This is a genomic window from Mesorhizobium sp. M1322 (genome assembly GCF_040318085.1).
In the GTDB taxonomy this organism is placed as follows: Bacteria; Pseudomonadota; Alphaproteobacteria; order Rhizobiales; family Rhizobiaceae; genus Mesorhizobium.
On the sequence record NZ_JAMYLP010000035.1, the window covers coordinates 30,222 to 55,342 of the forward strand.

26 protein-coding genes and 2 pseudogenes are annotated in these 25,121 nt (G+C 62.0%); 12 read left to right on the forward strand and 16 right to left on the reverse strand.

The genetic code is table 11. The annotated features are described in order from the left end of the window. Positions 1–11: 11 nt before the first annotated feature. The 4 genes from fba to NKH12_RS15270 are packed head-to-tail and all read right to left on the reverse strand — an operon-like array spanning position 12 to position 5,063. Positions 12–1,091 (reverse strand): class II fructose-bisphosphate aldolase, encoded by a 1,080-nt coding sequence (gene fba / locus NKH12_RS15255; protein ID WP_352953885.1) that lies wholly within the window; start codon positions 1,089–1,091, stop codon positions 12–14. A 30-nt stretch (positions 1,092–1,121) separates the two neighbouring features. Further along, a complete protein-coding gene (gene tkt / locus NKH12_RS15260; protein ID WP_352953886.1) occupies positions 1,122–3,128 on the reverse strand; it encodes a transketolase in 2,007 nt (668 codons plus the stop codon). Between the two features lie 10 nt (positions 3,129–3,138). Then, entirely contained in the window at positions 3,139–4,011 is an 873-nt protein-coding gene (locus tag NKH12_RS15265) for a phosphoribulokinase (protein ID WP_065010922.1), read from the reverse strand. 5 nt (positions 4,012–4,016) lie between these two features. Further along, positions 4,017–5,063, reverse strand: coding sequence for a class 1 fructose-bisphosphatase (locus tag NKH12_RS15270; protein WP_352953887.1), 1,047 nt, complete (start codon positions 5,061–5,063; stop codon positions 4,017–4,019). Positions 5,064–5,186: 123 nt separating this feature from the next. Between NKH12_RS15270 and NKH12_RS15275 the strand changes: the two genes are divergently transcribed. Continuing rightward, positions 5,187–6,146, forward strand: coding sequence for a LysR family transcriptional regulator (locus NKH12_RS15275; protein ID WP_352953888.1), 960 nt, complete (start codon positions 5,187–5,189; stop codon positions 6,144–6,146). Positions 6,147–6,170: 24 nt separating this feature from the next. Here the strand turns inward: NKH12_RS15275 and NKH12_RS15280 are convergent, their stop codons facing one another. Next, a complete protein-coding gene (locus tag NKH12_RS15280) occupies positions 6,171–6,629 on the reverse strand; it encodes a nuclear transport factor 2 family protein (RefSeq protein WP_352953889.1) in 459 nt (152 codons plus the stop codon). Positions 6,630–6,750: 121 nt separating this feature from the next. Between NKH12_RS15280 and NKH12_RS15285 the strand changes: the two genes are divergently transcribed. The 3 genes and pseudogenes from NKH12_RS15285 (at position 6,751) to NKH12_RS15295 (ending at position 8,648) form a co-directional block, all read left to right on the forward strand. Continuing rightward, the gene (locus NKH12_RS15285) at positions 6,751–7,329 is read left to right on the forward strand and encodes a TetR/AcrR family transcriptional regulator (RefSeq protein ID WP_352953890.1); all 579 of its coding nucleotides are present in this window, start codon (positions 6,751–6,753) and stop codon (positions 7,327–7,329) included. A gap of 46 nt (positions 7,330–7,375) precedes the next feature. Continuing rightward, positions 7,376–8,180 (forward strand): annotated as a pseudogene (locus tag NKH12_RS15290) (beta-ketoacyl synthase N-terminal-like domain-containing protein). Positions 8,181–8,447: 267 nt separating this feature from the next. Continuing rightward, positions 8,448–8,648, forward strand: a complete 201-nt coding sequence (locus tag NKH12_RS15295; protein WP_095518885.1) for a hypothetical protein — start codon at positions 8,448–8,450, stop codon at positions 8,646–8,648. Between the two features lie 27 nt (positions 8,649–8,675). On the opposite strand, the gene NKH12_RS15300 is transcribed toward NKH12_RS15295, so the two are convergent. The 6 genes from NKH12_RS15300 to NKH12_RS15325 all read right to left on the reverse strand — a co-directional run bounded on the left by NKH12_RS15300 (position 8,676) and on the right by NKH12_RS15325 (position 13,843). Next, positions 8,676–9,305 carry a hypothetical protein gene (locus tag NKH12_RS15300; RefSeq protein WP_352953891.1) on the reverse strand — a complete coding sequence of 210 codons (630 nt, stop codon included), beginning with the start codon at positions 9,303–9,305 and terminating at the stop codon, positions 8,676–8,678. Next, positions 9,305–10,165 (reverse strand): lanthanide ABC transporter permease protein PedC, encoded by an 861-nt coding sequence (locus tag NKH12_RS15305; RefSeq protein ID WP_352953909.1) that lies wholly within the window; start codon positions 10,163–10,165, stop codon positions 9,305–9,307. The genes NKH12_RS15300 and NKH12_RS15305 overlap by 1 nt, the downstream gene beginning before the upstream one ends. A gap of 11 nt (positions 10,166–10,176) precedes the next feature. Further along, positions 10,177–10,965 carry a lanthanide ABC transporter ATP-binding protein PedB/LutE gene (locus NKH12_RS15310; RefSeq protein ID WP_352953892.1) on the reverse strand — a complete coding sequence of 263 codons (789 nt, stop codon included), beginning with the start codon at positions 10,963–10,965 and terminating at the stop codon, positions 10,177–10,179. A 101-nt stretch (positions 10,966–11,066) separates the two neighbouring features. Beyond that, a complete protein-coding gene (locus NKH12_RS15315; RefSeq protein WP_352953893.1) occupies positions 11,067–11,561 on the reverse strand; it encodes a cupredoxin domain-containing protein in 495 nt (164 codons plus the stop codon). Between the two features lie 38 nt (positions 11,562–11,599). Then, a complete protein-coding gene (locus tag NKH12_RS15320) occupies positions 11,600–12,526 on the reverse strand; it encodes a YVTN family beta-propeller repeat protein (RefSeq protein WP_352953910.1) in 927 nt (308 codons plus the stop codon). 66 nt (positions 12,527–12,592) lie between these two features. Then, positions 12,593–13,843 (reverse strand): lanthanide ABC transporter ABC transporter substrate-binding protein PedA1, encoded by a 1,251-nt coding sequence (locus tag NKH12_RS15325; protein WP_352953894.1) that lies wholly within the window; start codon positions 13,841–13,843, stop codon positions 12,593–12,595. On the opposite strand from NKH12_RS15325, the gene NKH12_RS15330 reads away from it, so the two are divergent. From NKH12_RS15330 to NKH12_RS15350, 5 genes are read left to right on the forward strand one after another with little or no spacing between them, the layout of a single operon-like run. After that, positions 13,821–14,072, forward strand: coding sequence for a hypothetical protein (locus tag NKH12_RS15330; RefSeq protein ID WP_352953895.1), 252 nt, complete (start codon positions 13,821–13,823; stop codon positions 14,070–14,072). The genes NKH12_RS15325 and NKH12_RS15330 overlap by 23 nt on opposite strands. Next, the gene (locus tag NKH12_RS15335; RefSeq protein WP_352953896.1) at positions 14,069–15,910 is read left to right on the forward strand and encodes a (5-formylfuran-3-yl)methyl phosphate synthase; all 1,842 of its coding nucleotides are present in this window, start codon (positions 14,069–14,071) and stop codon (positions 15,908–15,910) included. Before NKH12_RS15330 ends, NKH12_RS15335 begins: the two co-directional genes overlap by 4 nt. Before the next feature lie 3 nt (positions 15,911–15,913). Next, on the forward strand, positions 15,914–16,465 hold the full coding sequence (locus NKH12_RS15340; RefSeq protein WP_352953897.1) for a flavoprotein: 552 nt from the start codon (positions 15,914–15,916) through the stop codon (positions 16,463–16,465). Continuing rightward, on the forward strand, positions 16,458–17,852 hold the full coding sequence (locus tag NKH12_RS15345) for a DUF6513 domain-containing protein (RefSeq protein WP_352953898.1): 1,395 nt from the start codon (positions 16,458–16,460) through the stop codon (positions 17,850–17,852). The genes NKH12_RS15340 and NKH12_RS15345 overlap by 8 nt, the downstream gene beginning before the upstream one ends. Before the next feature lie 3 nt (positions 17,853–17,855). After that, positions 17,856–18,446, forward strand: coding sequence for a DUF447 domain-containing protein (locus tag NKH12_RS15350; RefSeq protein ID WP_352953899.1), 591 nt, complete (start codon positions 17,856–17,858; stop codon positions 18,444–18,446). Between the two features lie 182 nt (positions 18,447–18,628). Here NKH12_RS15350 and NKH12_RS15355 read toward each other — a convergent pair whose 3' ends face one another. Continuing rightward, positions 18,629–19,213 (reverse strand): GrpB family protein, encoded by a 585-nt coding sequence (locus NKH12_RS15355; RefSeq protein WP_352953900.1) that lies wholly within the window; start codon positions 19,211–19,213, stop codon positions 18,629–18,631. A gap of 139 nt (positions 19,214–19,352) precedes the next feature. Here NKH12_RS15355 and NKH12_RS15360 point away from each other — a divergent pair, with 139 nt between their 5' ends. Both NKH12_RS15360 and NKH12_RS15365 read left to right on the forward strand, forming a co-directional pair. Then, positions 19,353–19,781, forward strand: coding sequence for a hypothetical protein (locus NKH12_RS15360; protein ID WP_352953901.1), 429 nt, complete (start codon positions 19,353–19,355; stop codon positions 19,779–19,781). Positions 19,782–19,938: 157 nt separating this feature from the next. After that, the gene (locus tag NKH12_RS15365; RefSeq protein WP_352953902.1) at positions 19,939–21,018 is read left to right on the forward strand and encodes a protein kinase domain-containing protein; all 1,080 of its coding nucleotides are present in this window, start codon (positions 19,939–19,941) and stop codon (positions 21,016–21,018) included. A gap of 246 nt (positions 21,019–21,264) precedes the next feature. Here the strand turns inward: NKH12_RS15365 and NKH12_RS15370 are convergent, their stop codons facing one another. Next, the gene (locus NKH12_RS15370) at positions 21,265–22,299 is read right to left on the reverse strand and encodes a hydantoinase/oxoprolinase family protein (RefSeq protein WP_352953903.1); all 1,035 of its coding nucleotides are present in this window, start codon (positions 22,297–22,299) and stop codon (positions 21,265–21,267) included. A 52-nt stretch (positions 22,300–22,351) separates the two neighbouring features. Here NKH12_RS15370 and NKH12_RS15375 point away from each other — a divergent pair, with 52 nt between their 5' ends. Then, positions 22,352–23,050: a HisA/HisF-related TIM barrel protein gene (locus tag NKH12_RS15375; RefSeq protein WP_352953904.1), complete on the forward strand. Its 699-nt coding sequence runs from the start codon at positions 22,352–22,354 to the stop codon at positions 23,048–23,050. Positions 23,051–23,301: 251 nt separating this feature from the next. On the opposite strand, the gene fae is transcribed toward NKH12_RS15375, so the two are convergent. The 3 genes and pseudogenes from fae to NKH12_RS15390 form a co-directional block, all read right to left on the reverse strand. Then, positions 23,302–23,808, reverse strand: coding sequence for a formaldehyde-activating enzyme (gene fae, locus NKH12_RS15380; RefSeq protein WP_127205802.1), 507 nt, complete (start codon positions 23,806–23,808; stop codon positions 23,302–23,304). A gap of 167 nt (positions 23,809–23,975) precedes the next feature. Next, entirely contained in the window at positions 23,976–24,782 is an 807-nt protein-coding gene (locus NKH12_RS15385; RefSeq protein WP_352953905.1) for a triphosphoribosyl-dephospho-CoA synthase, read from the reverse strand. A 63-nt stretch (positions 24,783–24,845) separates the two neighbouring features. Further along, positions 24,846–25,121 (reverse strand): annotated as a pseudogene (locus tag NKH12_RS15390) (hypothetical protein); the annotation flags it as partial.

Below are 25,121 nucleotides of genomic sequence, written 5' to 3' on the forward strand. Positions count from 1 at the left end.
CTGTTTGCCGCTCAGGCGGCTTTCGCGGTTGCGATTTGCGGGTCGAGTTTTCCCGCGGCGTAACGTTTGGCCATCTCGTCCATGGCGATAACCCTGATCTTCGAGGCGTTGCCCGCGGTGCCGAAGCGTTCGAAGCGATCGCGGCAGAGGTCGCGCAAGGCGTCCATGGCCGGTTTCAGGAATTTGCGCGGATCGAATTCGCGCGGGTCCTCCGTCGCGACACGGCGGAACTGCCCGGCCATGGTCATACGGCAATCGGTGTCGATGTTGACCTTGCGCACGCCGTAGCGGATGCCGCGCTCGATCTCCTCGACCGGGACGCCAAAGGTCTGGGGCATCTCGCCACCATACTTGTTGATGATGTCCTGCAGTTCCTGCGGCACCGAGGAAGAGCCATGCATGACCAGATGCGTGTTGGGCAGCTTTTCATGGATCGCCTCGATCACCTGCATGGCGAGGATGCCGCCGTCGGGCTTGCGGCTGAATTTGTAGGCGCCGTGCGAGGTCCCGCAGGCGATCGCCAGCGCGTCGACCTGGGTGGCGGTCACGAAGTCGACCGCCTGATCGGGATCGGTCAAAAGCTGGTCGTGGGAAAGCGCACCTTCGGCGCCGTGGCCGTCCTCGGCCTCGCCCTGGCCGGTTTCCAGCGAGCCGAGCACGCCGAGCTCGCCTTCGACGGAAGCGCCGACCCAATGCGCCATTCGAGCGACACGTTCGGTGATGGCGACGTTGTAATCGTAGCTCGCCGGCGTCTTGGCGTCCGCCATCAATGACCCGTCCATCATCACCGAGGTGAAGCCGTGGCGGATCGCCGAAAGACAGGTGGCTTCGTTGTTGCCGTGATCCTGATGGATGCACAGCGGAATGGCCGGATGCATTTCGGTCAACGCCTCCATCATCTTGGCCAGCATGATGTCGTTGGCATAGGAGCGGGCGCCGCGCGAGGCCTGGATGATGACCGGTGCATCGCAGGCCTTGGCCGCCTCCATGATGGCAAGGCCTTGTTCCATGTTGTTGATGTTGAATGCCGGAACGCCGTAACCGTGCTCGGCGGCATGGTCGAGAAGCTGGCGAAGGGTGATGCGGGCCATTATCGGGTCCTCTTAGCTGCGGAAGTTGGGCTAGACGATGAGCTTCAGCGCCGCTGCGGCGACGGCTTCGGGCGTGATGTCGAAATGCCGGTAGAGATCCGGGGCAGGGGCGCTGGCGCCGAAACCGGCCATGCCGACGAAAGCGCCGGTGTCGCCGATCCAGCGGTCCCAGCCGAGACGGGCGGCGGCTTCGACGGCAATGCGCGGCGCCGAGCCGAGGACGGGCTTGCGGTAGTTCGCATCCTGTTCCTCGAAGAGCTCCCAGCACGGCATCGAGACGACCGCCGTGGCGATGCCGTGCTCAGTTTCCAGCCGTTCGGCGGCGGCAATGGCGATCTCGACCTCCGAGCCGGTGGCGATCAGCGTCACAGCGCGGTGCTCGGCTGGCTCGCGCAGGACGTAGGCGCCCCGGCTCGACCGGTTCTCGTCGCTGTGTGCTTGGCGCAGCATCGGCAGGTTCTGGCGCGAGAGCACCAGCACGCTCGGCCGGTTCTCGCTCCTCAGCGCCAGTTCCCAGCATTCCGCCGTTTCGATGATATCGGCCGGACGGAAGACATTGAGGTTGGGTGTGGCCCGCAGCATTGCCAGATGCTCGATAGGCTGGTGGGTCGGGCCATCCTCGCCGAGGCCGATGGAATCATGGGTCATCACATAGATGACGCGCTGGCCCATCAGCGCCGAGAGCCGCATCGCGCCGCGTGCATAGTCGGCAAAGCACAGGAACGTGCCGCCATAAGGCACGAAGCCACCATGCAGTGCGATGCCGTTCATGGCCGCGGCCATGCCGTGCTCGCGGATACCGTAGTGGACGTAGCGGCCGGCATAGTCGTCAGGCGCTATGCGATCCATGCCCTTGGTGATCGTCAGGTTCGAATGCGTCAGATCGGCGGAGCCGCCGACGGTCAGGTCGGTTGCGGCGTTGATGGCGCCGAGCGCCATTTCGGAGGCTTTTCGCGTTGCAACCTTGGTCGCCTTCTCGACATGCTCCTTGCGGAAAGCGCCGAGCGCTTCGAAGACCGCGTCGGGCAGGTTGCCGGCGACCGCGCTCTCGAACGCCTCGCGCCGCGGCGAGGCGGCAAGCCGCTGCTCCCAGGCGAGCCGTGCCGCTTGGCCGCGGCCGGCAATCTCGCGCCAGGTGAAAAGGATGTCGTCCGGCACCTCGAACGGCGCGTAGGCCCAGCCGATGTTTTCGCGCGTCGCGGCGATCTCTGCATCGCCCAGCGGTGCGCCATGCGTCTTCTCCGAGCCGCCCAGATTGGGCGCGCCCTTGCCGATCACCGTGCGGCACGCGATCAGGGACGGCCGATCCGACTGCTGTGCTGCTTCGATTGCCGCAGCGACGGCTTCCATATCGTGGCCGTCCACCGACTGGACATGCCATCCAGCGGCTTTGAACCGTGCCGGCTGGTCCATCGATGTCGACAGCGAAGTCGGTCCGTCGATCGAGATCGCATTGTCGTCCCAGAAGACGATCAGCCGGGAGAGCTTCAGGTGACCGGCAAGGTCGATCGCCTCGTGGCTGATGCCTTCCTGCAGGCAGCCGTCGCCGGCGATCACGTAGGTGAAATGGTCGACGAGGTCGGCGCCGTGGCGGGCAGCAAGCATGCGCTCCGCCAGCGCCATGCCGACTGCGGTCGAAATGCCTTGTCCAAGCGGACCGGTCGTCGTCTCGATGCCAAGCGCGTGGCCATATTCCGGATGTCCGGCGGTGCGGCTGCCCAGTTGGCGAAACCGCTGCAATTCCTCGATCGGCATGTCGTCAAAACCGAGCAGGTAATGCAGCGCATATTGCAGCATCGAGCCGTGCCCGGCCGAAAGCACGAAGCGGTCGCGATCGGGCCAGTGGGGCGCCGACGGATCGATGTTGATGAAGCGGCTGAACAGCACCGTCGCGACGTCGGCCATGCCCATCGGCATGCCTGGATGGCCGGAATTGGCCTTTTGGACGCTGTCCATCGCCAGTGCGCGAATGGCGTTCGCCATGTCCCGCTCCGAGACGGCGGCGACGGGCTTCAATGCTGCTGCTTGGCTGTTCATGGCGTCCTCCTCACGACACACGGTTCTTGCGTTCGATCAATTGCAGGATCAGCGGCGTCAGGATCAGCTGCATGGCAAGGTCGAGCTTATTGCCGGGCACCACTATGGAATTCGGCCGCGACATGAACGAGTCGTGGATCATCGAAAGCAGGTAGGGGAAATCGATGCCGCGGGGGTTGGCGAAGCGGATGACCAGCATCGATTCGTCGGGCGTCGGAATCCAGCGTGCGATGAACGGGTTGGACGTGTCGACGATCGGCACGCGCTGGAAGTTGATCGCGGTCTGCGAGAACTGCGGGACGATGTAGCGGACATAGTCCGGCATGCGGCGCAGGATGACGTCCATCACCGCCTCGGTGGAATAGCCGCGCGTTGCGCGGTCGCGATGGATCTTCTGGATCCATTCGAGATTGATGACCGGCACCACGCCGATCTTGAGGTCCGCGTGCCGGGCCAGGTTGATCTTGTCGGTGACGACGCAGCCATGCAGGCCCTCGTAGAAGAGCAGATCGCTCGGCGGGAATTCGCGCCATTCGGTAAATTGTCCCGGCGGCGTGCCGTACTGCTTCTCCTCATCCTCGTCATGGATGTAGGTGCGGGTCTTTCCGGTTCCCCGGCGGCCATATTCCTCAAACACCTCTTCGAGGATTCCGAGTTCGTTGGCGGCGGCATTGAAGTGGGTGAAGTTCGGATTGCCGGCCTTCTCCTCCTCGGCCACCTTCACCTTCATTGTGGCACGGTCGTAGCGATGGAAAGCGTCGCCTTCGATGAACGCGGCCTCGATATTCTCGCGCCGGAAGATCAGATCGAAGATGCGCTTGACCGAGGTGGTGCCTGCGCCCGACGACCCGGTGATGGTGATGATGGGGTGCTTTGCCGACATGATGCTCAAGCCCTGAACAGGCCGCGGCGGCTGAACAGCGGTGCACGCTCGCCGATGGCGCTGGGCTCGGTGTGATAGCGGGCGATGCGCCCGACTTCCCGCGCCGATCCGAACACCACGGGCACGCGCTGGTGCAGGCTCTCGGGTTCGATTTCGAGGATGCGGGTGATCGTATCGGTGGCGGCGCCGGCGGCCTGTTCGATGAGGTAGGCGATCGGGTTGGCCTCGTAGACGAGGCGCAGCCGTCCCTGGCGATAACCCTTGCGCTTGTCGCCTGGATACAGGAATACGCCGCCTCGCATCAGTATGCGATAGCAGTCGGCGACTAGGGAGGCGATCCAGCGCATGTTGAACTCCTTCTCTCGTGGGCCTTCGGTGCCTTCGAGGCAGTCGTCGATGTAGAGCCGCACTGCCTCGTCCCAATGCCGGTAGTTGGCGGCGTTGATGGCGAACTCCTGGGTGCGCTGCGGGATGATCCGGCTCTCGTAGGCCTGGACGAAGGTGCCGAGCCTGGTCGAGAGAACGAAGACATGCGTACCGCTGCCGAGCGACAGAACCAGCGCCAGCTGCGGCCCGTAGATGAAGAAACCGGCACCCAGCTGGTTCACGCCTGCCTGCAAAAAAGAGGCGGCCGGATTTTCGTCCGGCGCGCCAGTTGCAGGGAGGAGCGAGAAAATCGTTCCAATCGACACGTTGGTGTCGATGTTGGAAGAGCCGTCGAGCGGATCGATGGCGATGGCGAGAGGCGCTTGCCTGTCGAGCAGGACCGGCTGCTCCAGTTCCTCGGAGGCGTAGAGCGCAACTGGAGCGTGGCGCATGGCGTCGAGGAAGATGTCGTCGGCGAAGATGTCGAGATCTTTCTGGATGTCGCCATCGGCATTGGCGCCGCGGGACCCGGCAAAGGCGGTGCCGAGCACCCCCTGATTGATGGTGTTGCGGATCTTGGTGGCGGCCTGCGTCAGCTGGCGGACGGTCGCGACGACCGCAGAGCGCAGTTCGTCTGGCGGGCCGAGATAGGAATTCAGAAAAGCGTCGAGCGTTGCCGCTGGCATCGTAACCTCCCGATCCAGCCGCCTCTCCTCGGATCGGCCGGATAGGGGAATGAGAACAAACGGAACGGGATAAGTAAAATTCAATAACTTTACTTTCGTACTAAAAAAATTTTAGTATGACGCATGAGAAACCTCACGCTCAAGCAATTCAAGACCGTTCAGGCAATCATCAGCCACGGAAAAATCGTCAGTGCGGCCAAAGTGTTAGGCCTGTCTCCTCCAGCGGTGACGATCCAGTTGCGGCAAGTCGAGGAGGAGTTCCAGCTGGCCTTGTTCGACCGGACGTCGGACGGCATGCGTCCCACTGCCGCAGGTCTGGCCTTCGTCGAGACGGCGCAAGCCATCGAGGAGCGGCTTCGTCTGCTCGAAGACAAGATGGATGCGATCAAGGGCGTGCGCATCGGCAGCTTGCGGCTCGGCGTCGTTTCCACCGCCAAATATTTCGCGCCGCGGCTCATGGCCGGCTTCATGAAGGAACATCCCGACATCGACATGCGGCTTGCCATCGGCAACCGGGCCGAAACGATCGACAGTCTGAAGAACCACGACATCGACATCGCGCTGATGGGACGCCCGGCGAAGGAAGTCCCGGTGCGCGCCTCGGTGTTCGGCGATCACCCGCTGGTCATCATCGCGCCGCCCGATCACCCGCTGGCGTCGGCGCGCGAGATATCCAAGGAGCGGATCGCTGAAGAGCATTTCCTCATCCGCGAGCCCGGCTCGGGCACGCGCATCTCGCTGGAGATATTCCTGAGCGACGTGCCTGGCCGCATCGACGACCTTGGCGTCGAGATGGGCTCGAACGAGACGATCAAGCAGGCGGTAATGGCCGGGCTCGGCATTGCCTTCATCTCTGCCCACACCATCGCCGCCGAAACCGAAGCCGGCCGGCTGGTCATCCTCGACGTCGTCGGCATGCCGATCCGCCGGCAATGGTTTTCGGTGATGCGCAGCGATCACGCGATCTCGCCGGCGATGGCGACGTTCCACGATTTCCTGATGCGCAAAGGCGCGATGTACCTGCCCCTGTTCGGCAAACTCTATCCGCACGAAGAACCGAACACTGGAGGTCGCGCGAGTTAGGACGCGCGGCCCACTGCGCTTCTGCTAGCCTACAATTGGTTCGGCGACAGCTTCTTCGAGGCCAGCTGCCGCTTGGGCGGCAAGACCGCGGGCCGCTGCTTGTGAATCGTAAAATTCCTCAAGTGCATAGACTCTGCCCCACCGCAGGGTGAACACGTGGAGACCACGGTTGAGGTACGACGCGTCGCCGTTGAGCAGCGTTGCGGTGCCGTCCCACTGGGCAAACACGGTGGTATGCCACGGCCAGCCCTTCACCCAGATGTGGTTGACCGTGAGGTGGAGATTGGGCAGGACGCGCCCGAGGCGCTCAAACCAGTAGCGCACGGCTTCTTTGTCGTGGCGCTCACCACCAAGCGCGTGGGTGCCGGAAACGCGGTGATGGACATGCGGCACGAGTGCTTTCACCGCCTCATCCCAGCGATGTTTGTTGACGTGGTCGAAGCTCTCCCGGATCGATTTCTCGACAAAATAACTGTAAAGCATTTGACCTCTCCTCCAAATTTTCGATGGCGTGTCGTGGGCACCCGTGCGCAGCCAAATTGGATTGCGTTCGAACTCTATATCTGCTATAGATGTCGAACGCAAGCTAATTTGGGAGATGACGATGCGTGTGAGTCGCATTCAGGCTGCGGAAAACCGCGAAAACGTGATCAATGTGGCAAGCCGGCTTTTCCGGGAGCGCGGCTTTGACGGCATCGGCCTTAAGGACCTGATGCAGGGTGCCGGGCTGACCCAGGGCGCGTTTTACAAGCAGTTCGCATCCAAGGACGATCTGGCGGCGCAGGCGTCCAAGCGGGCGATGGAGAGCGCCACGCTGCGGTGGTCGGCCGCGACTGCGGCAAAATCCGAGGATCCGCTTAGCGCGGTGATCGCGTTCTATCTCAGTATGGACCATCGCCGAGAAAAGATGGACGGCTGCCCGATCGTGGCGCTCGGTTCGGATGCCGCCAGGCAGGGCAGCGACGTGAAAGCGTCGTTCGAAGCCGGGATCAAGGAGCATCTCGAAATCCTCGGTCGTTTCATTGCCGAGGCCAATGGTGAGGAGCCCCATGGAAAGGCTATGGCCATTCTCTCGACGATGGTCGGTGCGCTGACCTTATCGCGCGTCGTCAACGACCCGGACCTTGCCCAGGCCTTTCTGGACGCGGCGACCGAACAGGTTCGCGAAGCAGCCGCCGCCTAGACGGCGTGCGCAACGCTGGCAGCGCACCAAATTGATAGGAGAATAGATGCGACGGATTGTCGTTACAGGCATGGGAGCGATCACGCCCCTTGCTGCCGATGTCGAAGCGTCCTGGTCGCGGCTCCTGGCCGGTCGCTCAGGCATCCGCAGGCTTCCGGACGACATGGTGGGAGAGCTGCCAGCGAAGGTTGGCGGCGTGGTTCCCTCGCTGGCAGAAGATCCGGACGCTGGCTTCGACCCGGATGCCGTGCTGCCGCCGAAGGATCAGCGCAAGGGCCGGCATCCTGGTCATCGAGGAATTGAGCCACGCGCTTGCGCGCGGTGCGAAACCGCTCTCCGAGCTCGTCGGCTACGGCACGACGGCAGATGCTCATCACGTCACCTCCGGTCCCGAGGACGGAGACGGGGCGCGCCGTGCCATGGCGATCGCGATTGCCCAAGCCGGCATTTCGCCGCGTGAAGTTCGCCACCTCAATGCGCACGCGACCTCCACGCCGGTCGGTGATCTCGGGGAAATCACGGCGATCAAAACACTCTTCGGCGCAGATTCCGCCATCGCTGTCAGCGCAACGAAATCCGCGACCGGACACCTGCTCGGAGCCGCGGGCGGGCTTGGAGCCATCTTCGCAATCCTGGCGCTCAGGGATCAGGTGGCGCCGCCAACCCTCAATTTGAGCGCGCCGGATCCAGCCGGCGACGGGATCGACTTCGTCGCAAACCAAGCCCGCCCGATGGGAATGGACTACGCGATCTCCAATGGCTTCGGCTTTGGCGGAGTGAATGCCAGCGCGCTGTTCCGGCGCTGGACGGACGAGCTGGCCGGTACGAGCACCAGATGGGCCGGCGATTAATAACCCTGCCTCTGGCCGCCTGGCAGCCCGACTTGCGATCGCGCCCCCCGTTTGGATTGGCGCAGTGCAAACCTGAAGCGATTGTCCTGGAAAACGCCCGGCGATCGTTGGCGTTAGATAAGCGATATGTTATGTTGCAGTGCGAAAGAGCGGGGGCCACGTCCTTTCACACCCGTAAGCGATCTGTATGTGCGACCCCTGCAGACTGGTCGGTATCACTGAAACCTCCCGGGCATGGGGTTCGGGATTCGATGGGGACAAGGGGTAATGCTTTACACCCTGGTTATGATGGTCTGCCTGACGGATGTGCCGCAGACCTGTGAACAACGCGAACAGATGGTGGACGGCCTGGCGATGAATCCCGGGACCGCCTTCATGCAGGCGCAGCCGCTGGTCGCCCAGTGGATCGAGACGCATCCCGGTTATTTCGTGCAGCGCTGGCGCGTGCTGCCCGGCCGGGGATCGTGAGATCCGCCGCGAAGATCGAATGAGGTTCTACTTCTTCGCGGCGAGCGTTTCCGAAACGGCCTTGGACAATTGATAAAGCCGCTGCTCGATGATCGTCGGCACTTCACAGACGTAAGTCAGTGATTGGACGCGTTCATTGAAAATTCGCGTTGCGAATTTCAGCTGTTCGGTTCGCCGTTCGATCTCATTTGGATCTGCATCGGGCTTTGCCCGCAACGCATCGACGTCGGACGCTTCCTTGCGCAACGCGGCGGCCATTTCGAGCTGCTTGTGGGCGTAACGGGAAATGCCTGAGATCACGTGAGAACGCTCGGCGTCCATGTGATCGAACATGCCTTGCACCAGCATCGCCATTTTCGGCGCAAGCTGCTCGGCCGGCAAGGAGGCGGCGAAATCCTTGATCTTCTTTTGCGCTTCTGCAATCGGTATTCGCCGGGCTGCCACCTCCTCGACCAGCGCGGAGACGGCGGGGTCCTTCGACAAATCCTTTGCCGCTGGCGGCAGCTCCGGCCCGTTCCAGATCTGGCCGAGCGAGAGTTGCGGCACCTTGCGCTGTATGCAAGGCCAGTCCGGATCGGTGTTCGCCGCCATGGCGTTCACGCCCGGCGCGAGCATGGCAACCACAGCCAGGCTGCGAACAAGGGTCATTCGTGCCATCAGGCATTTCCTCCCGTGTCCTGTTTGCGGGTCATCAGGCCGCGCGAAGGGTCGTAGGCGATGATTGCGGCGGCAAGGAACAGCAGCGTGCAGCCGGCGACGACGCCCAGCGACAGCCAGTTAATCTGACCATAGAAGGCGAAGCGGATCAGTTCGACGGCATAGGTGAACGGATTGGCGAGGCAGATTTTGTAAAGCAGCGGGCTCGCCTCCTGGATGCGCCACAAGGGATAGAGCGCCGGAGAGGCGAAATAGCCGGGAAAGATGACGAAGTTCATGATGCCGGCGAAATTTTCGAGCTGCTTGATCATCGACGACAAAAGCATGCCGAGCGCGCAAAGCATCATGCCCGCCAGGAACAGCGCCGGCAGCACCATGAGATAGCCGATCGGCGGCGCCTTGACGCCCCAGAACCAGGCAACGATCAGGAACGCGTAGACTTGCGCGATCGATACGGAGACGCCGGCGAGCATCTTCGACACCAGCAGGAACCAGCGCGGGAAGGGGCTGACCAAAAGGGTGCGCATGTTGCCCATCTCGCGGTCATAAACCATCGACAGCGAAGACTGCATGCCCGAGAACAGCAGGATCATGCCGCACAAGCCCGGCGTGATGTAGACCTCGTAGAGCACGTAGGTCTTATAGGGCGGGATGATCGATACGCCGAGCACCTGCCGGAATCCGGCGGCAAAAATGAACAGCCAGATGAGCGGCCGAACCAGCGAGGATATGAAGCGCTCGCGCTGGTGCAGGAAGCGTAGGCACTCCCGCAGGACGACGCCTTTGAGGCAGACGAGATAATGGCGCAGGCCGAATTTTTCGAACTTCACCGGGATGATGCCGGCGACTTTCTCGGGCATTGCGGGAGCGCTCATGGCGATATCTCCGCGATGCCGGCTGCCTCGATGCGGCTGAGCCTCGAAAAGGCGTCGCGAATCGAACCGGTGCCGCTCGTCCTGACGACATCGGCAACCTTGCCCTTGGCGACCAGTTCGCCCTGCCGCAGCACGACGACATGGTCGCCGTCTTCAACCTCATCGATCAGGTGCGTCGCCCACAGCACGCCAATGCCCTCGGTTTCGACAAGCTTGCGGATGGTGGCGAGAATGCCTGCGCGCGACTGAATGTCGAGACCGACGGTCGCCTCGTCGAGCAGCAGCAGGGAAGGGCGGTGGAGCAGCGCCCTGGCGATCTCGATGCGCCGCATCTGGCCGCCGGAAAGACTGCGTGCCTTGTCATGCTGCCGGCCCTGCATGTCGACCGTATCGAGCAGCGCGGCAATACGCTGCCGGGCCTCGCGTCCGCCGATGCCATGCAGCGACGCATGGTAGGAGAGGTTCTGGTGGACGCTGAGATCGAGGTCGAGCGTGCGTGCCTGGAACACGATGCCGACACGCCTGAGCGCCTCGCCCGATGCGCGGCTGACGTCATGGCCGAAGATGCGGATCGATCCGCGGCGCGTGTCGTAAAGATGGCTGATCAGCGAGAACAGAGTTGTCTTGCCGGCGCCGTTGAGGCCGAGAAGAACGGTGAAAGTCGCCGGCGCGATCGAGAATGAGACGTCGTTGAGCGCCCGCTTCGGACCATAGGAATGGCTGACGCCGGCGACATCGAGCGCCGCCGCCTCATCTCCTGGTCCGCTTGTCCTCACATGCTGCACGCCGGCTGGCTCCTTGTCGTCGACGATAGTCTAGCGCACCTAAGCGCACCAGGAGTCTAGCGCACCGGGCCCGATCGCGCAGGTCCTGCTTTCCGGTGATCCTACTTGATCGTGATCGTGCCTTTCATGCCCCTGTCGGCGAGATCGGGCACCGACCATGTGTAAATGCCGGGCCTCACGGTGGTGAATTGTACCTGGATGGTGCCGTCGGCGTCGAATTCGAGCCATGCGGGTGCGCCGTTCATGTGCACCTCAAGGTCATTGATGACGATCTGGTTGTTCCACACATTGCGGAACAGGTCGGTATGGAATTTGTACTCCAGCCCGCCCGCCGCGGTGATCTTCCAGCGATAGCCCTGGCCGGCGATCAGCTGGAAGTCCTTCTGATTGGCGGTGAACTGGTCTTCCTTGCTGCCGAGGATAAGTTCCGGCACGTCCTTGCTGGCCCGGGTTGCCTTTTCGGCTTCGGGACTGGCGTCCGTTTTGGTGGCCGCGCCGGCGGCTGCGTCGTCGTCATTGTCCTGCGCCCAGACCTGACCCAGCGTGAGTGCCATGCCTGCCAGCACAATGAAAGCGACTGCCCGAAATTTCCGCATGATTTCCTACCTTTGTGCGATTTTTTTATCTGTTTGATTCAATTGGGCGAGACGACAACGCCCCACGGCAGCTGGCCGACGGTCACCGACTGCACCGGCTCGTCGGTCTCCACGTCGATGAAGGTGATGTCGTTCGACACGCCGTTGGTCGAGATGATGGTTTTCTGGTCCGGGGTGAAAGCAAGCTGCCAGACGCGCTGGCCGACCAGCACGTATTTCTCGACCTCGTATGTCTGCGTGTTGATCACCGCGACGCGGTTGGCCGGTCCGAGCGCCACATAGGCTTTTTTGCCGTCGGCGGTGATGCGCACACCAACCGGCTGGATGGATTCGGCCCTCAGGCCTGATATCTCGAAGGTAATCTTCTGGACAACTTCGCGCGTTTGATTGTCGATCACCGAAACAGTGCCACCGATCTCGGCGCTCACCCAGGCCTGCTTGCCGTCAGGCGTGAACTCGACGAAGCGCGGGCGCGCATCCACCAGCACGTTGTCGGTGATCTCGTGGGTCGACGTATCGATGAAATGCGCCATGTTCGTCGTTTCCGACGTGTTGATCATGGTCTTTCCGTCCGGGCTGACGCCCATGCCTTCCGGCTCGACGCCGACCGGGATCTCGGCCAGCACCTTCTTGCCCTCTATGTCGATGACGGTGACGAGGTTGTCGTCCTCATTGGCGACATAAAGCGTCTTGCCGTCAGGCGAGAGCACGAAGAGCTCCGGGTCAGGCCCGGACGGCAAGGTATCGGCGATCTCCAGCGACGCCGTGTCGATCACCTCGATCGAATCGTCGTCGCTGGCGCAGAGATAAATGTGCTTGCCGTCATGCGAGATGGTGATGCCGCGCGGACGCTGTCCGACATTGACGGTCTTCACCACCTGCATCGTCGTGGTATCGACGACGGACATCGTGTTGTCTTTTTCGTTGGAGACATAGGCCATGTAGGCCGACGCCGGGTCGGCCATGAAGCCGGTCGCAACTATAGCGAGTGCGCAAGCTCGTCTCTGCACTGAAATTCCTCCCGATCTTTTCTACTCAAGCACGCATTTTGTTTCCGGCTCATCGACCCCGAGCGTATCGAGCTCGGAAACCTGGTGCAAAAAACCTTCCTGCGGCGATGTCGAGACGACCGATCGGCCGTCGCCCAGGAAAATCGGCTGCCGCAACTGCTGGTTCCACTTGCGGAAGGTCAGTTTCTGTCCCTTGAAGGCGGCGATCGAAAAATCGTCGGAGCGGATGAAGTCGGCCATCTTGCGCGGGTCGGCACCCTGCGTGCGGGTCGCCGCCTCGCCGAGGATGCGCACCGCCGTCCATGCCGCCATGTCCTTCGACATCATGCGGCGGCCGTTTGCCTTGGCGAAGCGGTTCTGAATCTGGGTGCCGCCCCATTGCTCGCTGGCCGGATGCCAGGCCGACGGGGTGAGGCCGGCGGTGCCGGCGACCGGCCGCGGAGTCCAGGTGCGGAACGGAACATAGGTGCCGAACACCTCGCTTTCGTCGGCGACCAGCAACACGTCGTGCTCCGGCAGGTCCTGGGTGAAGACCGGCATCTGCCGCTGGATCTGGACGACGCCGGAATCGGTCCGCCGTGCCGTGCCGGTATCCTCGAACAGCTTTTCGCCGACGATCTCGCCGCCGAAGCGCGTCGCCGCCCGGCGCAGCGCCTCGGCAAAAAGCTGGTCGCGCTCGTGCGAGCCGTAGATCAGCACCCAGCGCCGCCATTGCTTCCAGATGAGATATTGCGCCAGCCCGTCGGCCAGCATGCTGCGCGTCGGGATGGTGTGGAAGACGTTGGCGCGGCATTGCTCCTCGCGAAGACTGTCGTCGGTGGCGCCGGCATTGAAGATCAAAACGCCGTTGTCGCGGGCAAGATCGGCGATCGACAGCAATTGCCTGGCCGAGACGTCTGCGACCACATAGCGGTTGCCTCTGGCGATCATGTCCTGGAAGGCGGGAACGACATCCGCGTCCGGCTTTACCTCGGTCACGTCGAGGCTGAATTTCTGGCCGAGGAAGCTGCCGGTCGTGTTGTTGTCGGCAATCGCCACATTGCCGCCGGCAACGCCTTCATCGCGCGGCGGGACGTCGAGAACCGACAGGGCCAGCTGCGGCGCATAGGCGCGCAAATAGCCTATCTTGATTTCGGTTAGCTTTTTTTCCGGCTTGGCCGCTGCAGCCGGTTGCCCGTCCGTCGCTTCCTGGGCCAGCGCCCCCGGAACGTTGACGGTCAGGGAAAAAAAGCACAAAAAGGCCGCGAGAGTGCCCGGCACCGCGCTCGTCATCGATAAAATTACCCGTTCTTGCGCTAAAGTCCGATTGTTGTCCGACCGGCGCGAAGTCAAGGTGCCCATCATGAGCTTAGCTGAGCGGCAAAATTTATCAAACCCTGAAAGTGGACTTCTCGCGTCTGCTTTGGTGGCATGCCTGCTGGCCGGAATGACAACCGAGCGGATGTCGGTATTCGGGCCCGAGAACGTCCTGTCCCTCATGCCGAAGAAAGTCCTGCAATGACCAGAATGCTGGCCAGTGTCACCGGCGTCGAAGAAGCGGAGATCGCGCTTTCAGGCGGCGTCGACATTGTCGACCTGAAGGACCCGAAGGCGGGAGCGCTGGGCGCGGTATCCACTGAAACCATCCGCCGGACGATTTCGTTCATCGCCGGCCGGGCGCCGGTCAGCGCGGTCTGCGGCGACCTGCCGATGGAACCGGAGACGATCCGCGCCAAGGCCGAAGAGATCGCTGCGACCGGCGTCGATTACGTCAAGATAGGCTTTTTTCCGTCGGCAAATGCCGCCGCTTGTGCGGAGGCGCTCGCGCCGCTCGCCGCGCGAACGAAGCTGATCGCCGTGCTTTTCGCCGATCTGGCGCCGGATTTCGAGCTTCTGCCGATGCTTGCCAAACATCGCTTCCATGGCGCCATGGTCGACACTGCGATCAAGGCAAACGGGCGGCTGCTCGACCATCTGCCGCCCGAGCGTATCCCGGGGTTCATCGATCGAACGAAATCGCTCGGTCTTATGGTCGGCCTGAGCGGATCGCTGGAAGCGCCCGACATTCCGCGCCTGTTGCCATTCGCTCCCGATTTTCTCGGCTTTCGCGGGGCGCTGTGCGGCCAGTCCGGCCGCGTCGGTTCGATCAGTGCCGAGGCGCTTTCGCAGATCCGGGAGCTGGTCCCGGAAGCATCCCGGGCCGGCGGCGCGTCGAGCGTCGACTACCGCCTGCTGGCGGCGAGGGGCTATTCGCCGGGCACCGACCCGACACTCGGCACCGACAAGATATTCGTGCGGGACTTTGTCCTGCCGGTCCAGATCGGCGCTTACAGTTTCGAGCACGGCCACACACAGAAGGTGCGTTTCGACGTGACCGCCGACGTGCTGCAAGTCACCGACCATCCCGAAGACATGCGCCATGTGTTCTCCTACGACATCATCATGGATGGCATTCGCACCATCGTCGCGCGGGGCCACATCCAGCTTAGCGAGGCCTTGGCCGAGCAGGTGGCGACCTACATTCTGGAGAACCCGCGTGTCGTGCGCGTCACGGTAAGGGTGGAAAAACTCGAACTCGGCCCAGGCGGCGTCGGCGTCGAGATCGAACGCAAGCGCCAAGCGGCAGGCCGCGGCGTTGCCTCCGGCCCTGCCGGCCGAAAAGAGCAAAGCGCTGCTTCCCAGCCGCGACAGGAAAGGCCGGAGGTCGTGAGGCGAGCCGCCGTCAAGCCAGCGGTCGTCAAGCTTGGCGGCAGCACGGTCCATGCGGCGGAAATGGAAAGCTGGATCGCGGCGCTGGCGGGTTCCAAGCTGCCGATCGTCATCGTGCCCGGCGGCGGGCGCTTCGCCGACCAAGTGCGTGAGACTCAGTTCCGCATGGATTTTTCCGATACCGCTGCCCACGCCATGGCGATCCTCGCCATGGAGCAGTTCGCCCAGGTCATCCTCGATCGTGACGAAAGGCTGGCGCCGGCACGGTCGCTGGAAGAAATGCTGCGGACGTTGGACGCGGGGAAGGTGCCGGTGTGGCTGCCGTCGTCCTTGGCCCTGTCGGCGCCGGACATTCCGGCGTCCTGGGACATTACCTCCGATTCCCTTGCCGCCTGGCTTGCCGGCAAGCTCGGCGCGAATGCGCTGCTGCTGATCAAGCAGACCGGCGCCTTCCTCGGCAGCGACACGATCGACAGCCTGGCAGTCAGAGGCATCGTCGACGCCGGTTTCGCCGCCATGCTGCCCGACGGTGTCGATTTCCATCTCGCCGGTCCGAAAGATGCAGCCGAAGCAGGGGTGCTGCTCGCGTCGGGCAGTCTGCCCGGCATCCGGGTCGCGGCTCCGATCCGGTCGGCAAGAAAAGCAGGGTAGGCGATGGCGACGCTGCATACGCCGCGCTGGGCATGGGTTTTGACCGGTTCCGGTCATTTTTTTACGGAGAGCTTCGCACTCATTCACCAGCTAGAGCATTGCGATGTCTTTGTGTCGAAAGCCGCCAACGAAGTGCTGCGCATGTACAAGCTCAGACTCGATTTCCCGGAGACGACGCGCGTGCTGCATGACAAGACGGCGAGCGCGATCCCGGTCGGCGAATTCTATCACGGCGTCTATCATACGGTCGTGGTGGCGCCGGCCAGTTCCAACACGGTCGCCAAATGCGTGCACGGCATTTCCGACACGCTCGCCACCAATGTCTTTGCCCAGGCCGGAAAATGCCGGGTGCCGGCTATCGTCTTTGCTTGCGACACCGCGCCGGAACTCGAAACCATGGCGCCGCACGGGCTGGTCAAGGTCTATCCGCGCAGGATCGACCTGGAGAATACCAGCCAGCTGAAGAGTTTTGAGCGGACCCAGGTGGTCGAGTCGCTTGCCGATCTCGAAGCCTCGGTCAGACGGCGCCACGCCGAACTCGCAAGCCATGGCTGAGCGGCTGGTCTTTCTTACCGGCCATCTGGCCAAGGTCCGGCTGGAAAGGCTGCTGGCCGGACTGGGCGAAACCGAATTTGCGTGGGAGATCATCGACATCGGCGTCAAGGTCGCCGCGCTGATGAGCGAAGACATCATCAAGCGGCGGCTCAGCCTGACAGGCGCCATCGACCGCGTCATCCTGCCCGGCCGCTATCGCGGGGACCTCGAGCATCTGTCGAACCATTTCGGCGTGCACTTCGTACGTGGTCCTGACGAGATCGCCGATCTGCCGGCCTTTCTCGGCCGGACGGGCGAGCCGCCTGACCTTTCGCGTCACGACATGCGCATCTTCGCCGAAATCGTCGATGCGCCGATGCTGTCGATCGAGGCGCTGGTGGCGAGGGCACGGACGCTGGCTGCGGCCGGCGCCGACGTCATCGATCTCGGCTGCCTGCCGGAAACGCCGTTTCCGTTGCTGGAAGAGGCGGTGCGCGAACTGAAGGCACGGGGGTTTCTGATCAGCGTCGATTCCGCCAGCACGGACGAACTGTCGATCGGCGCACGCGCCGGTGCGGACTATCTTCTCAGCCTCGATGAGAACACGCTGCCGCTGGCCTTCGACCACAAGGCTGTACCAGTGCTGATCCCGTCTACGCCCGGCGACCTGGATTCGCTCGGGCGGGCCATCGAAGCGGCGCAAAAGGCCGGCGTCGCTTTCATCGCCGATCCCGTGCTCGACCCGATCCATTTCGGCTTTGCGGCGTCACTTGCGCGCTTCATCGAGGCGCGGCGGCGCTGGCCCGACGTCGAACTGCTGATGGGCACCGGCAATCTCACCGAATTGACCGACGCCGACAGTTCCGGCGTTACCGCGGTTCTGGCCGGGCTCTGCTCGGAACTTCAGATCAAAAACGTGCTTGCCGTGCATGTCAGCCCGCACACGCTGCGAACGATCGAGGAGCACGATATTGCCCGCCGAATCCTGTTTGCCGCGAAGAAGGACGGTGCGCTGCCGCGGAGTTACCATCCAGGGCTGCTGCAGGTTCACGACCGCAAGCCGTTCACGGCCTCGACCGAGGATGTCGCAGCACTCGCGGCCGAGGTGCGCGACACCAACTTCCGCATCATGACTGCCGAGGACGGCATCCATGTTTTCAACGGCAAGGGGCATGCGGTTGCCACGGATGCGTTTGAACTCTTTACCGGGCTTGGCGTTGAGGCGGATGGCGCACACGCGTTCTATCTCGGCGCGGAACTGATGAAGGCCGAGATCGCGTGGCGACTCGGCAAGCGCTATGTGCAGGACGAGCCGCTCGCATGGGGCGTTGCTGCGCCGGCTCCCGAAACCGACCGCACCCGTCTCGCGGAAGCGGGCCACACGCTTCGCGCGAAGAAAGAGCGCTAAACCATGCCCTACATTCGCGAATCGATCATCACCACCGTCAACAAGACCGGGGATGTCCACATCGCGCCGATCGGCATCATCGCCGAGAAGGACGGCTGGATCATTGCGCCGTTCCGGCCATCGATCACGCTCGACAATCTCGCCGAAGTGCCGTTCGCCATCGCCAATTACACCGATGACGTGCGTATCTTTGCCGGCTGCCTGACCGGGCGCAAGGATTGGCCAACCGTTGCGGTCGACGGGTGTTCGGTGCCGCGGCTCGAGGCGGCGCTCGCGCATTCTGTCCTCGAAGTCCAAAGTGTCGATGACGACGCTATGCGGCCTCGCCACTTCTGCCGCGTGGTGCGGGAGGAAACGCATGCGCCGTTCACCGGCCTCAACCGCGCCAAGGCGGCGGTGCTGGAGCTGGCCATATTGGTCAGCCGGCTCGGCATGCTGCCGCGCGACAAGATCGAGGCGGAAATCGCCTATCTTTCCATTGCCGTCGAAAAGACCGCAGGCGAGGGCGAAAAGGAAGCCTGGGGCTGGCTGATGCAGCGCGTCGGCGATCACCTTTCAGCCGAGGATGCCAGCGGCGAGGATGCGCGGGGCTGAACGAGATATGGCGCCCAGTGTCTCAGTTTGAATTTTCGGAGACGCGGTTTTGTTACCTTTGAGACAGTCTTATTGACCTATCCCTATGACCAGCCATCCTAACAGACGTAGTAGGGAGTGGGATCGAGCGCTTCTGCGGCTTTCAGGAACGGCAAAGTTTAGAACCAAAACTGCCGCTAGGATTACAGATTCAGTGTTGCCTTGGCTGCATCTATGAAGTCCCGCTTGAGGTCATTGTATCTTGCGCGACCGACCGGTGCTTCAGCTATGGCAGCCTCTTTCACCTCAACGTACGCTTGGCGCAGGGTCGCATCGCGGCGCAAGGCGTCGCGCAGAGCCAAATTGGAGCGCCAGGACTCTCCTTCGTATTCTACGACATGCACCAGATGGGTTCGTTCGGTCGCATCTCGACCTTTCCCGAATATGTAGTGGCCCGGGACGCCAGCGTGTTCGGCATAGTCATAACCAAGTTTGATCAGTGGTTCACAGCACAGCTTCCAATCCGACAGCGGGCAGACTGCAACGAGAATATCGATTATCGGCTTTGCGCGCATTCCGACGACTGCTGTCGACCCATAATGCTCGATACTCTTGGCAGTTTTCCCAGGGCTGCCGCGATCCGATCTCGCTCCGCAGCGAAGTCGGTTTCCCAGGGCGGATCGTAATCGACCAGTGTGTTCTCGCCGTGTCTTAAGCCTAACATCGCGAACGCTCCCTCCTCGGGTCCCTTGATCGTACAAAGCAAAAGACCGGACCGCATGGGTCACTGAAAACGCAACTCATTCTATTCACGTTTGACTTCACGACAAACGACTGCTCTCGACCCTATTCGGACCTTCCCGGCTGTGGCCGACCTCTCCTTTCTAAAGTAAGCTGCGCTTGGACAATTTTGAGAGGACGACGCCAATGGTTGACTTGGAGGGGATGGCACGGCAGTTCTCGGGCAGACGTGTGGCCGAACTCGTTCTTCACCATGTGAACGAGCAAGATTTATACCAGTGCAGGGCTGCACTGCTGGGCCTACGCGCAGAATTGCGCGAAGAATTAGCTGCGCCGGTATTAGATTTGGTAGACTTCTTCGTCGCGATGCCGCAGCCCGAACAGAAGCAGTTTTTCTCGGCCGACTTGGGGTTTAAGTTCCCAGAGATTGTCGATGTCACTAAGGGTTTTCTCGAAAAGCGGCACGGCGTCTTGATTACGCCTGATGAGGCGTTCACCATCTTTAATTTGCTAATTTTGAATTGGGCTCTCGCGTGCCACGCGAATGCCGAGACTAAGGCTGCCATGAAAAAGGCCGCTGGAATTGGCTTCCTTGGCCGCTTGTTCGGAAGTTGAGCTGAGCCGGCCGAGCTCTCTCAGGAGGAACGCGAACAATCGGCTGCGGTCACTGAGATTGTCCGCATTGAGAACTGACCCTGCAGATTAGTTTGCAAACATCGGTACGGTGACGGCACGCTGATCAAATCACTCGCTGTTCTCAGAAGAGCTCATAATGGATGAATTATCTTTCCACGAACTTGACGATGAGAATCTTCGTACACTCTTGCTGACGGGGCAGCGGGACCGCGGCGAGTTTGTCCGCAGGTGCGGCGGTTACTCGGGCAACATCTATGTGTTCAGATATTCCCCTCAGACCTATCCGTCACACATTTGTGCGAAGGTTCCGAAGACGTCACGTAGCGTCGATCCTTTGGAAGCGGCGCAGCGCTTCCTGCGTGAGATGAAGATTCAACGACGCCTTTTCTACCAACAGTTCGTGCATTGGCCGTTTGATTTCGACTTCATATTGGATGCGCCTGTCGCCTGGTTCCGTCTCTGGGATGGCGACCTATCGCAACTCATCGAGGATCCGTCCTTCACCGTTACAGGCCGTCTTTCCATGCTCGCCTACATTACCGCCGGCATGATGCACTGCCATCGAACGGGCTTGGTTGCTCATCAGGATTTCAAACCTGAAAACATTTTCGTGCGCGATCTCCGACAGGCCTTCCGCGATGTGCCCGAAGTGGATGTGTTCCGAATTCCGAAGATTGCAGATTTTGGAAGCGCGAACCTCGCGGCGGAGAAAGGGATATTCCGAGGCACGAGGCCCTATATGGCCGTCGAGCAGTGGGACAAAAAGCCATTGGGACAACACACGACCGTCTGGTCCATTGGTGTGATGACCTATGAGCTTCTCAGCTATGGCAGGCATCCGATAGGTGAACCGTCGCGGCCTTGGCGCGACGAGGAACCGCATGTGATCCAGCGCTGGCAGGATGATCGCATGTGGAAGCGCTGGAGAGAGACCGGCATGGTTCCGGCCACTCCCCTCGCCGATTCTGACATGGACGGCTTTGTACGCGAATGCCTTCGCAGCGAGCCGGCGACCCGCCCAACCTTGGACGCGGCACTCGAGCGGTTGCTGCGGCGGCTGCGTTCCGAATCCCCGGAGGCCTACGACCAAGCTCGGTTTCGGATCACTCACGCCGAACACGAGGCCAAAGATGACTACGTTTGGCCATATTTGGATGAGCGATACGAGTGGCTTGTGGACCAGGTAACAAGGTACTTCGAGAAGAAAATCGCCTAACTAAGCAAGCGGAACCACTACGTCCTCTTACCAATCTGACGCAAAAGGCCAAGTCTCAGGTGACCGGGCCAGCTTCGTGTTATGGTGCTCTCGTCTCGTTCGAACGGTACAAATGAATGTCAGTAATCCACCCTGTTGCGACCTTGCGCGCGGTCCGATTTTTGATGCGCTGGTACGGGTCGAGATCTTTCAAACCGGGAGCAATATCTCATCTCCCCGATTGATCGGATGGCCATGATATAGCGCCTACAATTGAGATCCCGCCAACAGCGCCACCGCTGATGCAGGTGCCACGCTGCTCGCTTCGCCGCGAACGGCGTCATCTGCGGGGATGATCTCGGCAAAATCGACGAAGCGGCGTTCCATGCGTTCGGCCAGCCGCCTGATCTGCCAGCGGCCGGTTCCGGCGCCGACGATCGGCGCGTCCTGGGCAAGGGGGCCGGCAACCAGGGATGCTGCATCGTGGATCTTGCGCAACTGCTGCTCGCTGAACCAGCGCGCGACTTCACGCCATTCGGGCAGCGTCAGGTCGGCGGCGTCGCGGCCGATCATGCGCGCCAGCCGCGCGGTCGAACCGTCGATCGTCTTTTCCTTGCCGTCGGCGGTGGCGTGCCTGTCGTCCTTCTCGTCGAGCACCCCCAGGATCCGGTGCGCGTCGGCGATCGAGGCGAAATATTCGTTCATAAGCGGTGTCAGCCTGCCACGGACCGGGGCCGACGAGGCCACACCGAACAGGAACGTCCTGGTGAAGCCGGTATAGACCAGTTCGCCGGTCAGCAGCCGTCCGGCATCGGTGTAGCCGTCATTGGCGACGGAGCCATTTTTGACGGCGATAATGTCGGTGGTGGTGGAGCCCATATCGACGAACAGGGCATCGCCGGCGCGTTTGGCCACCAGCGAGGCTGTCGCGTGCCAGTTGGCGGAGGCGACATCGGTGCTCAGCTGCGCTGCCTGCTCGACCCCGACAAAGCCGAACGGCCCGGCATAGATCAGTTTTTCGCCTGGGAAACGGCTTGAAATTTCATCCAGCAGGGCTGCGACGCCGGCATCGCGGGACGGAAAGATGTCAGCCAGTTCGCCGGTCATGGTGAATGCGTTGAGATCGGCGCCCGCATAAATCGGCGCCGCTTCCTCGAATGCCGAGGCCAGCTTGTCGAGTCCGAGCCAAAGCGGCGTGGCAATCGTTACTGCCTCGACGATGCGGCCGTCTTCTGCACGCGTCACCTTCAGATGCGCGCCGCCAATATCGAAGCCGGCAACGATGCTCTTTCTTTTTTCCACACTTCAAGCTTTCATCACAGTTGGACAGGGCAGTTGGTCAGCGAGAAAAGCGTTGCGTATCATTCCGGTTCTCGACCTGAAAGGCGGCGAAGTGGTCCGCGCCCAAAAGGGAAAACGCGATCGCTACCGGCCGATCGTCACGCCGCTCAGCCAAAGTTCCGATGCCGTCGCGGTCGCTGAGGGCCTGCGCGGGCTTTACCCTTTTCCGACCTTCTATATCGCCGACCTCGATGCCATCGAAGGCGGAACGCCAAACAGCGGCGCGCTTGCCCGGCTGAAGGCGATGGCGGAGCCGCCCGAGCTTTGGGTCGATGCCGGCATCGCCGACGAGAAAACCCTTGCGGCAGCATTTGCCGAGCCCTGGCTTTACCCGGTCCTGGGTTCCGAATCGCAGCAAGACGACGCGCTGTTCCGGCGTTTTTGCGATCATCCCGACCTTATCCTGTCGCTGGATTTCTTTGACGACGGGTTTCGCGGTCCGCCATCATTTCTCGACGAGCCGGAGCTTTGGCCGCAAAAGGTGATCGTCATGACATTGGCAAAGGTCGGCTCCGCCTCCGGTCCCGATTTTAGGCGGCTGGAGGCGATCAAGGCGAAGGCTGGAAGCCGCTCCGTGATCGCGGCCGGCGGGGTGCGCAACGAGGCCGACATTCGCGCCCTTTCGTCACTTGGTATCACTGCTGCGCTGGTCGCAACTTCGCTGCATGACGGCACGCTCACGCCGAAGCACCTCGCAACGCTTGGCGCCTGACATTCGCGTAATCTCGAACTTCGGCCTCTGAAACTGAGCCTGATAGAGCGGCGGACTCTCAAGTCGATCGTCTCGCCGCTCTATCTCATTGCTGGAGCATCGGATTTCCCAAAACCGGTTCCCAACCCTCGGGTCGATTCCGAGGGCAGGTTTTGGGGTCCAATGCTCTATAGGCCCAGAAGTTTTTTCAGGCGGCGCAACAGACCATCCGGCTCAGCGGAGGGTTTTGCCTGTGCGGGGCTGTCTCTTGTCTAAGCCGCGAACGGATGCTTCACCTGGTCCCGCTTATCCGTGGCTTCGGCGGCTGTCGGCGTTCCCGAGACGGCGCGTTGGATGGCTTCCTTTGTCGCTTCGTAATTGTACTTCTGGATCTTGGCGTCGTCCGCCGCGTCCCAGTGGATGAAAACGCCGACGCAGATGAACAGATCGTCCGCCTCGCTGGCAGGAATGATCCCCTCGGCGACGCTGTCCTGCACCGCCTTTGCGACCGCATGCTGGGCCGGGCCGAACATCTGCACGGCCTGCTTGGCGCCCTTGATCGTGACCTTGTTGAACATCACGGTGTTGGGCTTGCACTGAAGATTGGGCGCGATCACCGCCAAAAGGGAGGTAAAACCGTCCTTGTTGTTGGTAAGCGCGTTGCAAAATGCTGTTTCGACTGCGCTCCCCCGTGGGCCGATAAGCAGGTCGACATGCGCCACTTCGTTGCCGTCTCCTACCAGCGATTCACCGACCATTACTTTCGAGATTTTTGCCATGCCAATTTCCTCCAAGACACAGTTATGGTGTCCAAAGACGCCGCAAACCGAGCGAGCGCTCGATGGACAGCTATCCTTGTTGGCAGCGCCCGGACATCCGGACCGGTTGGCTGGATAGCCGCGGAAGCCCAGCTTCCGCTCTTGAAAGTCAACCACCAACGTTGGGATTATGCAAGCTGAACGCCGAGGGTGTGGACTAAAAGAGTAGCCACGGTCAGGTCGGCCGAGGTGCCGGGGTTGACGTTGTCGGCCTTCAGCCGGCGGTCGAGCTCTATCAGCAGACGAATGCGTGACGCCTCGTCGCCATTGGCATGCAGCGCTGCCTCAACGGCAAGGGCTTCTTGCCGCGCCTGATTTGCGGCTTCAGCTCCATGGTTGCGCACCACATGACTGTCGGGGAACCCTGCGAGAAACGCCATATAGGCGAATACCGTCGGCCACATGCCGCCTTCCCCGCGTGCCAACGCCGCTTTCAGAGCCGCAAGCCCGACGCCGAATACGTCGTCGAAACAGGTAACATACTGGCGGGCGATCATGTCGCGGTTGGCCGCTTCCCGCATGGCTTCGAGCAGATGAACCTTCGGCTCCTGCCGCACATCGTTCGCGGCCTCTCCGAGGCCGCCCGGCGCGGCCGCGACGATCGCCGCGAACACCGCCCTGGTATCATCCATGCTCATCGCGCGCAGTACCGCGTCAAGATTGTCGTGCAGCCGATTGTCATGGGGTCGGGCGCCCGCCATTTCGGCGGCGCATAGCAGAGGCCCTGCCAGAAGGATGATACCGAGATTGGTATTGGTCGCGACCGCCAGGCATGTCGCGCGGACCGCTTCCAGCATGCGCTGCCCGACCGGCAGGCGCGGATCGGTCAGCGGCCCGGACGAAACCTCTGCGCTCATCATGAACTGGGCGGCGGACATGCCGTGCCCGTCGGCGAACAGATGGACGTTGCCCGGTTTCAGCGCCTCGATCTCCATCCGGCAGGCGTCCTTGTAGGCGGCCCGGAGGCGTTCTCGCGAAAGCGCCATGCTACCGGCTCGTCACGAATTCGCCGGCGCGGTGAGGCGGTAGGGTCGCGCCGCCGCGGCCTCGGTGCGATCAGCCAGAAACTTCAGCAGGGCATCGGCAATCGCATCGGCGATGTTCACCGCGACGACCGATTGAAGCCCGGCCCAGGCGGGCATGCTGTTGACCTCCAGAACGAACAGCGTGGGGGCGGGCGCCGGGCCCCGATAGACCCCCCCGCACGACCCTGACCCAGCCGCGGGGGGGGGGGGGGGGGAGCGCCCCCCCGCCGGGGGGCGGGGGACCCCGGG